The 16,152-nt window shown below is 75.8% G+C and carries 12 protein-coding genes and 1 pseudogene; 10 read left to right on the top strand and 3 right to left on the bottom strand.

Annotated elements, in window-relative coordinates; translation table 11 throughout:
• Positions 1 to 8: 8 nt before the first annotated feature.
• Positions 9 to 680: a lysophospholipid acyltransferase family protein gene (locus tag LG396_RS16570; RefSeq protein WP_018836794.1), complete on the bottom strand. Its 672-nt coding sequence runs from the start codon at positions 678 to 680 to the stop codon at positions 9 to 11.
• Between the two features lie 215 nt (positions 681 to 895).
• On the opposite strand from LG396_RS16570, the gene LG396_RS16565 reads away from it, so the two are divergent.
• Together LG396_RS16565 and LG396_RS16560 are read left to right on the top strand one after the other, a co-directional pair.
• Positions 896 to 2,062 (top strand): glycerophosphodiester phosphodiesterase, encoded by a 1,167-nt coding sequence (locus LG396_RS16565; protein WP_225795389.1) that lies wholly within the window; start codon positions 896 to 898, stop codon positions 2,060 to 2,062.
• Positions 2,063 to 2,306: 244 nt separating this feature from the next.
• Complete coding sequence (locus tag LG396_RS16560; RefSeq protein WP_225795339.1) at positions 2,307 to 2,813, top strand: GNAT family N-acetyltransferase; 507 nt, start codon at positions 2,307 to 2,309, stop codon at positions 2,811 to 2,813.
• Here the strand turns inward: LG396_RS16560 and LG396_RS16555 are convergent.
• On the bottom strand, positions 2,764 to 3,222 hold the full coding sequence (locus LG396_RS16555; protein ID WP_225795338.1) for a hypothetical protein: 459 nt from the start codon (positions 3,220 to 3,222) through the stop codon (positions 2,764 to 2,766). The genes LG396_RS16560 and LG396_RS16555 overlap by 50 nt on opposite strands.
• The gene (locus tag LG396_RS16550) at positions 3,215 to 3,583 is read right to left on the bottom strand and encodes a hypothetical protein (protein WP_018836790.1); all 369 of its coding nucleotides are present in this window, start codon (positions 3,581 to 3,583) and stop codon (positions 3,215 to 3,217) included. The genes LG396_RS16555 and LG396_RS16550 overlap by 8 nt, the downstream gene beginning before the upstream one ends.
• A 567-nt stretch (positions 3,584 to 4,150) precedes the next feature.
• Between LG396_RS16550 and LG396_RS16545 the strand changes: the two genes are divergently transcribed.
• The 8 genes and pseudogenes from LG396_RS16545 (at position 4,151) to LG396_RS16515 (ending at position 16,091) form a co-directional block, all read left to right on the top strand.
• Positions 4,151 to 5,173: a methionine ABC transporter ATP-binding protein gene (locus tag LG396_RS16545; protein ID WP_225795337.1), complete on the top strand. Its 1,023-nt coding sequence runs from the start codon at positions 4,151 to 4,153 to the stop codon at positions 5,171 to 5,173.
• Positions 5,170 to 5,889 (top strand): annotated as a pseudogene (locus LG396_RS39720) (methionine ABC transporter permease); the annotation flags it as partial. The gene LG396_RS16545 and the pseudogene LG396_RS39720, both read left to right, overlap by 4 nt.
• A 27-nt stretch (positions 5,890 to 5,916) precedes the next feature.
• Positions 5,917 to 6,690 carry a MetQ/NlpA family ABC transporter substrate-binding protein gene (locus tag LG396_RS39715; RefSeq protein WP_308190109.1) on the top strand — a complete coding sequence of 258 codons (774 nt, stop codon included), beginning with the start codon at positions 5,917 to 5,919 and terminating at the stop codon, positions 6,688 to 6,690.
• Positions 6,691 to 6,767: 77 nt separating this feature from the next.
• Complete coding sequence (locus LG396_RS16535; protein WP_018836787.1) at positions 6,768 to 7,373, top strand: GNAT family N-acetyltransferase; 606 nt, start codon at positions 6,768 to 6,770, stop codon at positions 7,371 to 7,373.
• A gap of 122 nt (positions 7,374 to 7,495) precedes the next feature.
• Entirely contained in the window at positions 7,496 to 8,767 is a 1,272-nt protein-coding gene (gene cbiE / locus LG396_RS16530) for a precorrin-6y C5,15-methyltransferase (decarboxylating) subunit CbiE (RefSeq protein WP_130455499.1), read from the top strand.
• A 353-nt stretch (positions 8,768 to 9,120) separates the two neighbouring features.
• Positions 9,121 to 13,734: a nicotinate-nucleotide--dimethylbenzimidazole phosphoribosyltransferase gene (gene cobT, locus LG396_RS16525; RefSeq protein ID WP_225795335.1), complete on the top strand. Its 4,614-nt coding sequence runs from the start codon at positions 9,121 to 9,123 to the stop codon at positions 13,732 to 13,734.
• A 208-nt stretch (positions 13,735 to 13,942) separates the two neighbouring features.
• The gene (gene cobA, locus LG396_RS16520) at positions 13,943 to 15,184 is read left to right on the top strand and encodes a uroporphyrinogen-III C-methyltransferase (protein ID WP_225795334.1); all 1,242 of its coding nucleotides are present in this window, start codon (positions 13,943 to 13,945) and stop codon (positions 15,182 to 15,184) included.
• A gap of 88 nt (positions 15,185 to 15,272) precedes the next feature.
• Positions 15,273 to 16,091 (top strand): TrmH family RNA methyltransferase, encoded by an 819-nt coding sequence (locus LG396_RS16515; RefSeq protein WP_100298375.1) that lies wholly within the window; start codon positions 15,273 to 15,275, stop codon positions 16,089 to 16,091.
• Positions 16,092 to 16,152: the final 61 nt, after the last annotated feature.

Raw genomic sequence — 16,152 nt, 5'->3', positions numbered from 1 at the left:
CGTACGGCTCAGGCCGCGGACTTCACCTTCGTGGCGTACACGTCGACGTACTCCTGGCCGGAGAGCCGCATGACGTCGCTCATCACCTCGTCGGCCACCGCGCGCAGCACGTACCGGTCGCGGTCCATGCCCTCGTAGCGGGAGAAGTCCAGCGGCTCCCCGAAGCGCACCGTGAACCGGGCGATGCGCGGCCGGCCCGAGCCGCCCGGCTGGATCTTCTCCGTGCCGACCATCGCGAACGGCACCACGGGCGCGCCGGTCATCAGCGTCAGCCGCGCCACCCCGGTACGGGCCCGGTACAGCCGGCCGTCGGGGGAGCGGGTGCCCTCGGGGTAGATCGCGAAGACCTTGCCCTCCTCCAGGATCCGGCGCCCGGTCATCAGCGCCGCGACGCCGCCGCGGCCGCCGTCCCGGTCCACCGGGATCATTCCGACCGAGGTGAAGAACCAGGCCATCAGCCGGCCCTTGACGCCCTTGCCCGTGACGTACTCGTCCTTGCCGATGAAGAAGACCGGCCGCTTCACGACCAGGCCGAGGAACATCGAGTCGATGAACGTGAGGTGGTTGCCGGCGAGGACGACCGGGCCCGTGCCGGGGATGTGCTCGTGGCCCTCCACCCGGGGGCGGTACAGGACACGCATGAGCAAGCCGAGAAACGCCTTGATCAGGATGCGGAACAACGAAGGATCCTCCGGTCGGGATGGTGACGCCTGCGACCATACTCGCCTGTTCTTCCTGTTCCCACCCCGGATTCAACCTCCAGAGACACAGTGTTGCGACCGATTTCACAAGTACGCCGCCGTACGTCTCCCGCAGCCGCGCCGGTGCCCCCTAACATCGGGCCGTCTTTTGTCGAGCGCCGGCAGGGCGCGGGTACGACGGAGAGGTGGCTGACATGAGCGACGGCGGTACGGAGGGGCGGAAGCCCGGCAGACGGGCGGTGCTCGGCGCGGCGGCGCTGGGCGGCGCGGTGGCAGCGGCGGCCCTGCCCGGTACGGCGCGGGCCGCGGGCGCATCCGGCGGCGGCGCTTCCGGGCCGGGCGGGCGGCTGCCGAACCCTGCGGTGATCGCGCACCGCGGGGCCAGCGGCTACCGGCCGGAACACACCCTCGGCGCGTACCAGTTCGCGCTGGACATGGGCGCCGACGTCATCGAGCAGGACCTCGTGCCGACCAAGGACGGCCACCTCGTCTGCCGCCACGAGAACGAGATCGGCGGCACCACCGACGTCGCGGACCACCCGGAGTTCGCCGCCCGCAGGACCACCAAGACGGTCGACGGTGCACAGATCACCGGCTGGTTCACCGAGGACTTCACCCTCGCCGAACTGAAGACGCTGCGCGCCACCGAGCGCATCCCGGACGTACGGCAGCGCAACACCCTCTATGACGGCCGCTGGGAGGTGCCCACCTTCGAAGAGGTGCTGCAGTGGGCGGAGCGGCAGCGGCGCGGCACCGGCCGGGCGGTGTGGCTCCACGTGGAGACGAAGCACCCCAGCTACTTCAGGTCCATCGGCCTGGAGCTGGAGAAGCCGCTGGCGCGGCTGCTGCGCCGCTACGGCCGGGACAAGAGCAACTCGCCGGTCTTCCTGCAGTCGTTCGAGCCCACCAGCGTCGAGCGGCTCGCCGGGCTCGTCCGCTCGCCCGGCGTCGTGCTGCTCGGCGGGGCGTCGTCGCGGCCGTGGGACTTCGTCGAGGCGGGCGATCCGCGCACCGTCGCCGACCTGGTCACGCCCGAGGGGCTGGCGTGGATCGCGGGCTTCGCCAAGGGCCTGGGGCCGACGCTCGACCTGATCATCCCGAAGGACTCCACCGGCAAGCTGCTGGAGCCCACGACGCTCGTCCGCGACGCGCACGACGCCGGGCTGGTGCTGCACCCGTACACGATGCGCAACGAGAACAGCTTCCTGCCCCTCGACTTCCGCAAGGGCACGGACAAGGCGCAGTACGGCGACGCCTTCGGCGCGTTCCAGGCCTACTTGGCGACCGGCATCGACGGCATCTTCACCGACAACCCCGACACCGGGCTGCTCGCCCGGGACGAGTTCCTCGCACGCGGCTGACCCGCGGCGGGGGCCGCCGGCCACCGGCGGCCCCCGTTCGGCCGCGCCGCTCTCACGTACCGGACATCTCGGGTGAGTTGGCAATATCACAGGGATGCCCGGGCCCAGTCCGTAGCCACGGCCCGACCGCGCCGCGCAGAATGCACACGGCGGAGGTTGCGCCGGGTGAAGTGCGGGGAAACACGCGGTAGGCCGCAAGTTCTTGCGGTCTGTCTACTGGGTGCATTGAGGAGGCGGGCGCGGCATGGGCAAGAGTGTGACGATCACGCCGGCGACGAACGACGACGCCGAGCAAGTCCTGAAACTCCAGTACCTCTGCTACCAGGCCGAGGCCGCACTGTACGGGGACTACCGCATACCCCCGCTCACCGAGACGCTCGACGAGATGCGCACGGAGTTCGACCGCGGCGCCGCCGTCGTCGCCCGCCTCGGCGACGAGGTCGTCGGCGCCGTCCGCGGCACGGTCGACGTGAACGGCACCGCCGTCATCGGCCGGCTCATCGTGCACCCCCGGATGCAGGGCCACGGCCTCGGCGCCCGGCTGCTGCTCGCCATGGAGATCCGGCTCGCCGAGGGCGGCGACCCGGTCAAGCGGTTCCAGCTCTTCACCGGGCACCGCAGCGAGGCGAACCTGCGGCTGTACCGGCGGCTGGGCTACGAGCCGGTGGGCACGGAGAAGGTCAGCGCGCGGCTGAGCCTGGTCACTCTGGAGAAGGCGCCCCAGGGCGCTCCCGCGCCGGCTGCCTCCTGAGCCACCACAGCCCGATGACGGGCAGGATGACCGGCAGGAACAGGTAGCCGCGGCCGTAGTCGGACCACACGGTCTGGTCCGGGAACTCGGACGGCTGCACCTCCGTCCACGTGCCGATCGCCAGTACGCCGACGAGTTCGGCGGTGATGCACACCAGGGCGAGCCGGCGTGCCGTCTCGCCGCCGCGCGCGAGGGCGGCGGTGATGAAGACGTAGACGACGGCGGCCAGCGCCGACAGCACGTACGCGAGCGGTGCCTCGTCGAACTGCGTGCTGAGCTGGTAGACGGCCCGCGAGGTGGCGCCGACGGCGAAGACGCCGTACAGCGCGAGGATCAGCCGGCCGGGCCCGTTGGACAGGCCCGCCTGCCCCCGGGCGCGCGGCTCCCCGGCCGCCGGCCGCTCAGCCACCGGTGCCCGCCCAGATGTCGTGCAGCCGCACCTGGAGCACGGCCAGGACGAACCCTCCGGCGGCCACCGTCGCCGAGCCCCAGCGGCTGCGCTCCGTGAGCGAGAGCAGGCCGACCGCGGGCACCGCGAACGCGGCGGCGAGCAGGTAGGCGACGAACACCGCCGTGCCCTCGTCCGGGTCCTCGCCGCGGCCCAGCTGCACCAGGCCGACGACCACCTGGGCCATCGCGAGGAGCGTGACCACGGCCATACCGGCGAAGTGCCAGTCCTTCGTGGACTGATCCTTGACGGCGGCGTACCCGCACCAGGCCGCGAGAGCGAGCGCGGTCACCGCGACCGCGATCGTCAAGGGGAGGAACATGACTCGACCTTACTGCGTCGCCCCGCGCCCCCCGATCCGGGTCCCGGCACGGTCCGTACCCGTCCGGCCACCCGCCCCCGGCCGTGGCGTTGACCACAGCGCCCACCTCGCGGCCCGGTGTCCGCCGCCTCGTTCGGAGGCATATCCGTGCAGGTCACAGCGGTGTACGGGGGTGCCGGCGGCTGCCCGTCCAGGGTTGTCCGCAATGCGGACGGTGATCCCGGCCCGCGCCGGCCGTCTGTTTTACTGGCCCGCATGACCACGACGAGCAGCCGCACCTGTGCGACCGAGGCGATGAACGTGCCGCCCGGTGCTCGTTGTATGTGTCGAATGCACCGCTGAGGGCCCCCGCCACGAGACTCGCGCCCCGAAGCGAGTCCGCGGGCCGCTCCGCCGCCGTGCCCCGCACGGCCGTGCCGAGAGCCGAGCCCGTGTGGCCCCGGACCGCCCCGCGCCCCGTGCGCACCGCCGCCCGGAGCCACCCCCGAGACCCGAGCCGCGCCCCGCCGTGGGCGCGCCGTGCCCGCCCGCGCCCGCGGCCGGGCACCCGAGAGCGATGGAACCCACGTGATCACAGTTACGGACCTGAAGAAGGTCTACCGCTCCCGCGGCCGCGAGACCGCCGCGCTCGACGGCGTCGACCTGCGCGTACGAGAGGGCGAGGTCTTCGGCGTCGTCGGCCGCAGCGGCGCCGGCAAGTCCACCCTCATCCGCTGCATCAACCTCCTGGAGCGCCCCGACTCCGGCACCGTCACGGTCGCCGGCCAGGACCTCACGGCCCTGACCGGCCGCGAGCTGCGCGCCGCCCGCACCCGTATCGGCATGATCTTCCAGCACTTCAACCTGCTCAGCGCGCGCACCGTGCAGGACAACGTCGAACTGCCGCTGGAGATCCTCGGCCTGTCCGGGCAGGAGCGCGCCCGCAAGGCCCTCGAACTCCTCGACCTCGTCGGCCTCGCCGACCGCGCCAAGGCGTACCCGGCACAGCTGTCCGGCGGCCAGAAGCAGCGCGTCGGCATCGCCCGCGCGCTCGCCGGCGACCCGCAGGTGCTCCTCTCCGACGAGGCCACCTCCGCGCTCGACCCGGAGACCACCCGCTCCGTCCTGGAGCTGCTGCGCGAACTCAACCGCGAACTCGGCCTGACGGTGCTGCTCATCACCCACGAGATGGACGTCGTCAAGGCCGTCTGCGACTCCGCCGCCCTGATGCGCTCCGGCCGGATCACCGAGTCCGGCACCCTCGACGAGCTGCTGGCCACCCCCGGCTCCGAGATCGCCGCCCAGCTCTTCCCCGTCGGCGGCGAGGCGTACGGCGCCGAGAGCACCATCGTCGACATCACCTTCCACGGCGACGCCCGCGGCCGCCCGGTGATCTCCCACCTGTCCCGCACCTACAACCTCGACGTGTCGATACTCGGCGCCGCCATGGACACCGTCGGCGGCCGGCAGGTCGGCCGGATGCGCATCGAGCTGCCCGGCCCGTACGAGGAGAACGTCGTCCCCCTGGGCTTCCTGCGCGAGCAGGGCCTGCAGATCGACCTGGTCGGCGTCGACGCCGCCGACCTGCCCGCCCTGGAGAGTGCCAAGTGAGCTGGACCGAGATACGCCCCGAGCTGCTGACCGGGCTCTGGGAGACGCTGGCCATGGTCGGCTGGGCGGCGCTCATCGCCGTCGTCGCCGGCACCCCGCTGGGCGTGCTGCTGGTCCTCACCGACCGCGGCCGGCCGCTGCAGAACGTCCTCGTCAACCGGGTCATCGGGCTCGTCGTCAACATCGGCCGCTCGCTGCCGTTCATCATCCTGCTGCTCGCCCTGACCGCGTTCACGCGCTCGCTCGTCGGCACGTCGATCGGGCTCAAGGGCGCCATCGTGCCGCTGGCGATCAGCGCGATCCCCTTCTTCGCCCGGCTCGTCGAGACCGCGGTACGGGAGGTCGACGCGGGCCTCGCCGAGGCCGTGCAGTCGATGGGCGGCAGCACCTGGACCGTCGTCCGCAAGGCGCTGCTGCCGCAGGCGCTGCCGTCCCTGGTCGCGGGCCTGACCACCACGGTCATCGCCCTCGTCGGCTACTCCGCCATGGCCGGCGCCGTCGGCGGCGGCGGTCTCGGCGACGTCGCCATCCGCTACGGCTACCAGCGCTACGAGGGCGACGTCATGCTCGTCACCGTCGTGCTGCTCGTCGTCCTCGTCAACGTGGTCCAGCTGATCGGCGACTTCTTCGTCCGCAGCCTCAGCGACCGCAGCACCCGCGGCGCCGCCTACCTGCGCGTCTCCCGCCCCGCCCGGGCCGGCGTCACCGCGGTCGCCGGCGTCGCGCTGGTCGGCTCGCTCACCGTGGGCACCGCCAACCTCACCTCCGACGGCGGCGACGGCGGCGCGGACACCGTCACGGTGGCCGCGACCCCCGCGCCGCACGGCGAGATCCTCACCTTCGTCAAGGACAACCTCGCCGCGGACGCCGGGATCGACCTGCGCGTCCGCGAGTTCACCGACTACGTCAAGCCCAACGAGGCCGTCGCGAACGGCGAGGTCGACGCCAACTTCTTCCAGCACACCCCGTTCCTCGACGACTACAACGACAAGAACGGCACCGACATCGTCCCCACCGTCGGCGTGCTGGTCGAACCGCTCGGCCTCTACTCCGACGAGGCCGACGACGTCTCCGGCATCGGCGGCGGCGACACCGTCGCCGTGCCGAACGACACCACCAACGAGGGCCGCGCCCTCCACCTCCTCGACGCCGAGGGCCTCATCGAGCTGAAGGACGGCACCGGGCTCAACGCCACCCTCGGCGACATCGCCGACGACCGCGGCCTGGACATCCAGGAGCTGGAGGCGGCCCAGACGCCGCGGGCGCTCCAGGACGTCGACGCCGCCGTGATCAACGGCAACTACGCGATCGACTCCGGCCTCGACCCGAAGTCGGACGCCATCGCGCTGGAGCAGGCCGAGGGCAACCCGTACGTCAACATCCTCGCCGTGCAGGCCGACGACGCGGACGACCCGCAGATCAGGAAGCTCGGCGAACTGCTCAACTCGCCGGAGACCAAGGCATTCATGGAGAAGGAGTTCCCCTCGTCCGTACCGGTGTTCGGTCCCGTGGGCTGAGCCGTGGCATATCCGCCCGCGGATGCTGCATGCTGTCCGAGTCAGCTCGTCATCGGTCCACGCACTCGGAGAAGCGCATGTCATCCACCTTCCCGGACGTCTCCCTCAGCACGGACCGGCTGGTGCTCCGCCCGTTCGACGAGGAGGACGTGCCGGCGCTGACGGAGATGATGAACGACGACGCCGTCACCGCGTGGACGCAGGCACCGCACCCGTACACGCGGGACGACGCCCTGGACTGGGTGACGCGCGTAGCCCCGGCCGAGCGCACCGCCGGCCGGGGCATCGTCTTCGCGGTGTCGGAGTTCCTCACCCAGCGGCTCGTCGGCAACGTCCACCTGCGGCGGACCGACTGGCGCACGCTGGCCACCGAGGCCAGGTTCGTCGTCGCCCCCTGGGCGCGCGGCGAGGGGTACGCCGCCGAGTCGGTGCTCGTCGTCGCGCGCTGGCTCTTCGACGTGCAGAAGTTCGAGCGCCTGGAGCTGCGCACCGCCGCGGACAACACCGCGGCGCAGCAGGTCGCGCAGAAGCTCGGCGGCATCAGCGAGGGCGTCCTGCGCAATGCCTGGATAGCGCGCACCCGCACCGAGGACGGCGGCTGGACGGACATCCGCACCGACCTGATCGTCTGGAGCCTGCTGCCGGAGGATCTGGACGTGGACGGCGGGAGTAGTGTGCTCTGACGCTCCCTTGTCCCCGGCGCACGCCCGCCTCTACGCACCGTACGCGCGTGCCGCCGGGAGCCGGGAGCGTGCGCCGGCCCGCCGGCGCGCCCCGCAGCCGACGACCAGGAGAGAAGTGAGCGATGGCGGACCGGGTCACCGTGATCGGGTGGGACGGTTCTCCGCTGACCGAGGCGGCGCGCGCCGCACTCGGCGCGGCCAGCCTCGTCGCCGGGGCGGCGCACCACCTCGCGCTGCCCGAGGTGCCGCCGGGAGCCGAGCGGATCCGGCTGGGCAGCGTGGGCCTCGCGGCCCGCAGGATCGCCCGGCACCGCGGCACGGCGGTGGTCCTCGCCGACGGCGACCCGGGCTTCTTCGGCGTCGTACGCACCCTGCGCGCCCCTGAACACGGCCTGGAGGTCGAGGTGCTGCCGGCGGTCTCGTCCGTCGCCGCCGCCTTCGCCCGGGCCGGGATGCCCTGGGACGACGCGCAGGTCGTCGTCGCGCACGAGCGCAACCTGCGCCGGGCCGTGAACGTCTGCCGGGCGCACCCCAAGGTCGCCGTCCTCACCTCGCCGGGCGCAGGACCCGCCGAACTCGCCCTGCTGCTGCGGGACGTCCACCGCACGTTCGTCATCTGCGAGGAACTGGGCGGGGCGCAGGAGCGCGTGACGGTGCTCACCTCGGACAAGGTGGCGGACCACGTCTGGCGGGACCCGAACGTGACGCTGGTGATCGGCGGCGGCATCGGGTCGGGCGCCGGGACCGCGGGCCCGGGGGGCGCCGCCGCGCCCACGTCCGGCGGCTGGCTCGCCGGCCACGACGCGGGCTACCCGCCCCCGGTGCGCGGCTGGAGTCTGGCCGCCGGGGAGTACGCCGCCGCACCCGACGAGGGCGAGGCTCCGCAGCTGCGCGCCCTCCAACTCGCCCGCCTCGGGCCCCGGCAGGGCGACCTCGTGTGGGACATCGGCTCCGGCAGCGGCGCGGCCGCGGTCGAGGCCGCCCGCTTCGGCGCCGCCGTCATCGCCGTCGACCGCGACCCCGACGCGTGCGCCCGCGCCGCCGCCGCCGCCCGCCGCTTCGGGGCGCTGCTGCAGACCGTCCACGGCACCGCCCCCGGCGTCCTCAACGACCTGCCGGAACCGGACGTCGTACGCGTCGGGGGCGGGGGCGCGCCGGTCGTCGCGGAGTGCGCCGCCCGGCGCCCGGAGCGGATCGTCGCGCACGCCCGTACCCGGGACGCCGCGGAGGAGGTCGTACGGGCCCTCGCGGACGCCGGATACGCCGTGGAGTGCTCGCTGCTGCAGTCCGTCGACCTCGACCCGAAAGCCACTGCGGACGCCGGGCAGGGTGCGGGGTGGCGGGAGCGGGAGCGCACGGTGGTGTTCCTCATCGCGGGGAGCCGCGCGGGCTGAACCGCGGGGTGCGCCACGGGTGCGCGCGGTGCGCGCGATGTGCTCCGGGCGCGCGGGAGGCGTGCGCCGGGTGCTCCCCGCGGTGCACCGGACCGCGCCCGCGGGCCTCGACCCCAGCCGGACTCGCGTGCGGATTGCGGGTAGGCTGGCCGACTGTTGTGCCGTGACCTGGCATTCGTTGCAGCGTTGCCGAATGCCGGTAATGTCCGGGGGTCTTGTCGCAGTTGTCGGGAACGTAAACCCTGCCGGCCGGTCGTGCCGCCGGGCGGGGTGTGCTCGTTCTAGCTATGGGCGGCCGGTCTGTCCCGCGGGGGGCTGCTGCCGGACGAACGGTCGGAGAAGGAGCTGGAGCGATGGGCGAGGGGTACGGACGCATGACTGACACCGGCAAGCTCCCGGAAGGGCACCAGCCGGAGCCGGACGACGCCGCCGGAGGACACCCCTCCGCCCCCGCCGCCGCCCAGCCGGAGGCCGCCGTACCCGCCGAAGCGCCCGCAGGGGCCGCTCCCGCGGCCGAGGGCGCGGCGGACGACGACGACTTCCTGTTCCTGCCCGGCGCGCAGGGCGCGTGGACGGACCCGCGGGTCCCGGCCCCCGCCGCTGCGCGGGGCGCGGCCCCGGCGGGCGGCACGGAGCCGGCCACGGGCGCGCAGCGGCGCCCGCTGCACATGGGTCCGCCGGTGCCGGAGCAGGCCGGGGGAGTGGTGCGTTCGCTCGCGGACCGGGGGCCGGCGAGCGGTTCGGTGGACACGCGCGAGGCGGTCGCCGCCGCGGACGCGGCCGGCGCGACGGCCGCCGGCGGCGCGGCGCAGACGGGCAACGCGGGCGGTACGGGCGCGGGTTCACCGGCGCCGGCGCCCGCGGCCGGTCCGGAGGCCGCGACGGCGCAGGCCACGGGCGAGGCTTCGCAGCCGGCGGCACCGGGCGCGGGACAGCACGCGGCCCCGGCGGCGAACTCCGCCACCGGCTCCGCGCAGACCGACCCGAACGCCGCCGCGGGGGCGGACTCCGCGGCGGGACCGGACATCGCGCCGGGCTCCGGGCAGGGCGTGCCCGCCGGAACGCCGGAGGGGGCGGCAACCGGCCACGCCGTTCCGGCTCCGGACGGCGCGGGCCGGGACGCGACCGGCGCCGGCGCGGGCGTGCCGGAGCAGTCGGTGCCGGCCCCGGCGGGTTCCGTACCGCCGCAGGCGGCGGCCGCCGGGCAGGCTCCGCAGCCGCCGGTGCGTACGCCGGGGCCGCCGACGGTGGGCCCGGAGTACCTGGACGTCACCCAGGCCGGCCCGCCCCGCCTGCCGGGCCCGCAACTCGGCGAGATCCCGCCCGCCCCGGCGGGCTGGACCTCCGTGTCGCACCCGGCAGGAGGCGACACGGTCGCCCAGGCCCAGCCGCCGGACGTCGGCGGGGAGGGCACCGCGGCGGTGCCGGAGCCGGCGACCGCGCGCGACGGCGCCACGGTGGCGGCCCCGGCGCACCCCGCGCAGGGCACGGACGCCGTGAACGGCCAGGCCGTGAACGGCGAACCGGCCGCGCCGGCGCAGGCCGCGGACACCGCGGCGGAGCAGGGCGCCGGGGGCACACCGGCACCGGCCCCCGTGGACGCGGCGCAGGCCGCCGTCCGCAGGGCGGCGGCCTCGGCGGGCGCATCCCTGGGCCGCGGCATCTCCACCGCCGGCGGGTCCGCGACGCAACCGGGCGACCCGAACGGCTCCGCCGGAACGCAGCCCGCGGACGCCGCCGCGACCCACACGCGGCCCGTCAACGGCACGGCGGCACACGCAAAGGCAGAGCAGGCGGCCCCGGGCGGGCAGCCCGCCGCCACGGCGGCGACCGCCGCAGGCGGGCAGGCCGACAGCGCCGAACCCGCCCCCGCCGCGACCCCCTCGCCGGACACCGCGCCCGGCGCCCGGCCCGTCAACGGTGCCGCGGCCGAGACCGGCGCCGTACCGGGCGACTCGGAAGACCGGACCGGTGGCCGGACTCGGGGCGCCGACCCCGCGGAGAGGCCCGCGCCGCACGCCGTACGGGACGGCCGACTGGCCGCTGCCGCGGCCGTGTCGGGCAGTCCGGAGGGCCTCGCCGGGGTGCAGGCGCCGGGTGCCGGCTCCGGGAACGGGATCGCCCCGCAGCCCGCCGCCCCGCACGGCGCCGGTGGCGCCGAGGGGCAGGCGCCGGGTGGTGCCGCGACCGGCTCCGAGCAGCGCTCCGTACGCGGGGGCAAGTCCCGTGGCGGCGCCGCGGCCCGGCCCGCCGCCACCACCGCCGTGCCCACCGGGGCAGAGGGCTCCGGCGAGGTCCGGACGTCCGTTGTGCACACCGCGAACGGGGGCGGGGCCCACGCCGCACCGGGCGGGCCCGAGGGCTCCGCAGGCAGCCGGGTGCCGGACGGGCGGCCCGCCGCCGGTGCCGTGTCCCACGACGTGCCCGCCCCTCAGGACGGCTCCGCCACGCGGGCCCGCCCGGCGGACGAAGCCGTCCTCCAGGCCGTGCCCGGCGACGGCTCCGCGGCCCGTACCGAGGACGACGGCGTCGCCCCGACCGGCGCGAACGCGCCGGGCGACCCGGCGCCGGACCGCGGCAACGCCCCGGACCGGCCGGCCGGCCAGGACGTCGCCGCAGCGCAGCACGCGGACGGGGCCGTGCTGCACGCCGTGGCCAACGGGCAGCCCGTGAACGGCGCCAGGGCACGGGCGGCGAACGGCCAGGCCGTGCCCGGCGCGCAGCCCGCGGTACCCGCCGCGCGGGCCGCGAGCGACGAAGCCGCCCCCGCGGGCGCCGTGCACGCCGCCGCCGGCGGACGGCGCGGCGTTTCGCTGGGCGTCCAGAACAGCGCGCAGGCCACCCCCTCCGGCGCCGCCGGGGAAGCGGCGGCCGACTCGTCGGCCGAGGCCCGCCCCGCGGGTGACAACGCGCCGCGCGCCGGCGCCCCCGTGACGCAGATCCGCGGCCGCCGGCGGCGCGGCACCGCCGTGAGCGCGCCGGTCGACGCCGCCGGCACGGGCGGCGACGGGCAGGCGCAGGACGCGGCGGCGCCCGGCGCCTCCGTACCGGCGCAAGCCTCCGCCGCACCCGGACCCGCCCCCGCGAACGAGGCGCCGGCCACCCCGGCGGACGCCGCCGGCACCCCCGCCGCGGCCACCCCGCCGCCCGTCGCCGGCGCTCCCACCGCCGACTCCGTACCCGCACCCGCGGCAGCCGCACCCGGCACCCCGGCGGACGCCCCGGGAACCCCCGACGCCGCGCCCGGGTTCGCCGACGCCGAGCGCGCGGCCGTCCACCGCGTCATGCGCGAACGCCGCGACATCCGCAACGGCTTCCGCTCCGACCCCGTACCCCACGAGGTGCTGCTGCGCGTCCTGGAGGCCGCCCACACCGCCCCCAGCGTCGGCCACTCCCAGCCCTGGGACTTCGTCGTCATCCGCTCCGAGGAGACCCGCCACCGGATGCACGAGCTGGCCCGCCGCCAGCGCGAGGCGTACGCGAAGAGCCTGCCCAAGGGCCGCGCGAAGCAGTTCAAGGAGCTGAAGGTCGAGGCCATCCGGGACACCCCGGTGAACATCGTCGTCACCGCCGACCCCACCCGCGGCGGCCGGCACACCCTCGGCCGGCACACCCAGCCGCAGATGGCCCCGTACTCCTCCGCGCTCGCCGTCGAGAACCTCTGGCTCGCCGCCCGCGCCGAGGGCCTCGGAGTCGGCTGGGTCAGCTTCTTCGACGAGCGCGAACTCGTCCGCGAGCTGGACCTGCCGGAGCACCTGGACGTCGTGGCGTACCTCTGCGTCGGCTACGTCGACGAGTTCCCCGACGAGCCGGAGCTGGTGCAGGCCGGCTGGTCCAAGCGCCGCCCGCTGTCCTGGGTCGTCCACGAGGAGAGCTACGGCCGCCGCGCCCTGCCCGGCGAGGACCCGCACGACCTGCTCGCCGAGACCCTGGAGGGCATCCGCCCGCTGGACGCGAAGGCGCTCGGCGAGGCATGGGAGCGGCAGAAGCGGATGACGAAGCCGGCCGGTTCGCTCGGCATGCTGGAGATCATCTCGGCGCAGCTCTGCGGCCTGTCCCGGAAGTGCCCGCCGCCGGTGCCGGAGCCCGCGGCCGTCGCGGTCTTCGCCGGCGACCACGGGGTGCACGCGCAGGGCGTCACGCCCTGGCCGCAGGAGGTCACCGGCCAGATGGTCGCCAACTTCCTCGGCGCCGGCGCCGTCTGCAACGCCTTCGCCGCCCAGGTCGGCGCCGAGGTGTGCGTCGTGGACGCCGGGGTGGCCGCGGAACTGCCCGCCACCGCCGGCCTCGTGCCGCGCAAGGTGCGCAAGGGGACCGCGGACATGACCGCGGGCCCCGCGATGACCCGCGAGGAGGTGCTGCGGGCCGTCGAGGTCGGCATCGAGACCGCCCGGGACCTCGTCGCCGCCGGCAACAAGGCGCTGCTGACCGGCGAGATGGGCATCGCGAACACCACCGCGTCCGCCGCGATCATCGCCGTCTTCACCGACTCCGAGGCCGCCGAGGTGACCGGCCGCGGCACCGGCGTCGACGACGAGACGTACGCCCGCAAGGTCGAGGCCGTCCGCCGCGCCATCGAGGTCAACCGCCCCGACCCGTCCGACCCGATCGGCGTGCTGGCCGCGGTCGGCGGCCTGGAGCACGCCGCGCTCGTCGGCTTCATCCTCGCCGGCTCCTCGCTGCGCACGCCCGTCGTCCTGGACGGCGTGAGCGCCGGCGCCGCGGCGCTGGTCGCCCGCGCGGTGGCCCCGGAGGCGCTGGCGGCGTGCATCGCCGGCCACCGCAGCCCGGAGCCGGGGCACACGGCGGCGCTGACGAAGCTGGGGCTGCGCCCGCTGATCGACCTGGACCTGCGCCTCGGCGAGGGCACCGGCGCGCTGCTGGCGCTGCCGCTGGTGCAGAGCGCGGCGCGGGCGATGCACGAGGTGGCGACGTTCGACGCGGCGGGCGTGACGGAGAAGGGCTGAGCGGGGCGTTCGCCGCGCCGCGGCTCCGGCGCAGGCCATAGGGTTGGCGTCGCGGGCCCGCGCGCCCCGCCCCCGGCGCCGGCCGCGGCCCGCGCCACCGACCGCAGTCTCGCAGTCCCGCAGTCCGCAGTCCGCAGTCCGCAGTCCGCGAGGAACCGCCGCTCCAGCGCCGCAGCGGCCGGCCCACCGTACGAGGAGCCGCTCCGCCATGTCCCGTCCCCCCGCCCACCCCGCCCCCGGTGCCGACGCGTCTCCGTACCCCGTAGGGCTGCGCCTCGCGGGCCGGCGCGTCGTCGTCCTCGGCGGCGGCCAGGTCGCCCAGCGCCGGCTGCCCGCGCTGCTCGCCGCCGGCGCCCGGGTCACGCTCGTCTCGCCGTCCGCCACCCCCTCGGTGGAGGCGATGGCCGACGCCGGCGAGCTGACGTGGGAGCGGCGGCGGTACGCGGACGGGGACCTGGAGGGCGCCTGGTACGCCGTCGTGGCCACCCGCGACCCCGAGGCCAACGCCGCCGCCTCCGCCGAGGCCGAGCGCCGCCGCGTCTGGTGCGTACGCAGCGACGACGCCTCCGCCGCCACCGCCTGGACTCCGGCCACCGGCCGCAGCGAGGGCGTCACCGTCGCCGTGCTCACCGGCAGCGATCCGCGCCGCTCCGCCGCCGTCCGCGACGCCGTCGTGGAGGGCCTGCGCGACGGCACCCTCGGTGCCCCGCGCCACCGCACGCGCGCCCCCGGCGTCGCCCTCGTCGGCGGCGGCCCCGGCGACCCCGACCTGATCACCGTCCGGGGCCGCCGGCTGCTCGCCGAGGCCGATGTCGTCATCGCCGACCGCCTCGGCCCCCGCGACCTGCTGGACGAACTGCCGCCGCACGTCGAGGTGATCGACGCCGCGAAGATCCCGTACGGCCGGGCCATGGCCCAGCAGGCCATCAACGACGCGCTGATCCAGCACGCCAGGGCCGGCAAGGCGGTCGTCCGGCTCAAGGGCGGCGACCCGTTCGTCTTCGGCCGCGGCATGGAGGAGGCGGAGGCGCTGGCGCGGGCGGGCGTGCCCTGCACGGTGGTGCCGGGCGTCACCAGCGCGATCAGCGTGCCGGCGGCGGCCGGCATCCCGGTGACGCACCGCGGCGTGACGCACGAGTTCACGGTCGTCAGCGGCCACGTCGCGCCCGACGACGAGCGTTCGCTCGTCGACTGGCCGGCGCTCGCGCGGCTGCGCGGCACGCTCGTGCTGCTGATGGCCGTGGAGCGCCTCGGGGCCATCGCGGACACGCTCGTACGCGAGGGGCGCGACCCGGCGACGCCGGTGGCGATCGTGCAGGAGGGCACGACGGCGGCGCAGCGCCGGGTGGACGCGACGCTCGCCACGGCCGCGGCGGCGGTGGCGCGCGAGGGGGTGCGGCCGCCCGCGGTGATCGTCGTCGGCGAGGTGGCGGCCCGCCCGGCCGGCTGAGGAGGGGACGGCAGCCGGTGCGGCGGGGGCGGCCCCGCCACGTACCCCCGGCGTCGGAATCCGGCCCGCGGCACGGCAGGATCGTGCCGTGGCAGAACTCATCACGATCGACGACCCCGACGACCCGCGCCTGTCGGACTACGCCGGCCTCACCGACGTCGAACTGCGCCGCCGCCGCGAGCCGGCGGAGGGGCTGTTCATCGCCGAGGGCGACAAGGTCATCCGGCGCGCGATCGAGACCGGCTACGAGACCCGCTCCATGATGCTCTCCGCCAAGTGGGTCGACGTGATGCGGGACGTCATCGACGCGCTGCCGGCACCCGTGTACGTCGTCGGCACCGACCTGGCCGAGCAGGTCACCGGCTACCACGTACACCGCGGCGCGCTCGCCTCCGTGCGCCGCAAGCCGCTGCCGGACGCCGCCGGGCTGCTGGCGGGCGCCCGCCGCGTCGCGGTGCTGGAGACCGTCAACGACCACACCAACGTCGGTGCCGTGTTCCGCAGCGCCGCCGCCCTCGGCATGGACGCCGTGCTGCTCTCGCCGGACTGCGCCGACCCGCTGTACCGGCGGTCGGTGAAGGTCTCCATGGGCGCCGTCTTCCACGTCCCGTACGCGCGGCTGGCCTCCTGGCCGCGGAGCCTGGAGACGGTCCGCGAGGCGGGCTTCACCCTCGTCGCCCTCACCCCGGACGAGCGGGCGGTGCCGATCACCGAGGCGGCGCCGCAGCGGCTGCCGCGGGTCGCGCTGATGCTGGGCACGGAGGGCGCGGGGCTGTCGGCGGGGGCGCTGCGGGCGGCGGACCAGTGGGTGCGTATCCCGATGTCGAACGGCGTCGACTCGCTCAACGTCGGCGCCGCCGCGGCGGTCGCGTTCTACGCGGTGGCGACGGCACCCGCGGAGGGCTGAACCCGGCGCGGCGCCGCGGCCCAGGGGCGTGGCCGAAAACCGCCGCAGCGCCGCCGCGTAC

The sequence above is a fragment of the Streptomyces aculeolatus genome (assembly GCF_020400605.1).
GTDB lineage: Bacteria > Actinomycetota > Actinomycetes > Streptomycetales > Streptomycetaceae > Streptomyces > Streptomyces aculeolatus.
The sequence above is the reverse complement of the archived record's forward strand: the minus strand, read 5'-3'. Positions and strand labels throughout refer to the sequence as shown.

What these genes read in the sequence shown, in the direction of transcription:
- LG396_RS16565 (WP_225795389.1), top strand. Translation starts at nt 896, where the DNA reads ATGAGCGACGGCGGTACGGAGGGGCGGAAGCCCGGCAGACGGGCGGTG.
- LG396_RS16560 (WP_225795339.1), top strand. Translation starts at nt 2,307, where the DNA reads ATGGGCAAGAGTGTGACGATCACGCCGGCGACGAACGACGACGCCGAG.
- LG396_RS16550 (WP_018836790.1), bottom strand. Translation starts at nt 3,583, where the DNA reads ATGTTCCTCCCCTTGACGATCGCGGTCGCGGTGACCGCGCTCGCTCTC.
- LG396_RS16535 (WP_018836787.1), top strand. Translation starts at nt 6,768, where the DNA reads ATGTCATCCACCTTCCCGGACGTCTCCCTCAGCACGGACCGGCTGGTG.
- cbiE (WP_130455499.1), top strand. Translation starts at nt 7,496, where the DNA reads ATGGCGGACCGGGTCACCGTGATCGGGTGGGACGGTTCTCCGCTGACC.
- cobT (WP_225795335.1), top strand. Translation starts at nt 9,121, where the DNA reads ATGGGCGAGGGGTACGGACGCATGACTGACACCGGCAAGCTCCCGGAA.
- cobA (WP_225795334.1), top strand. Translation starts at nt 13,943, where the DNA reads ATGTCCCGTCCCCCCGCCCACCCCGCCCCCGGTGCCGACGCGTCTCCG.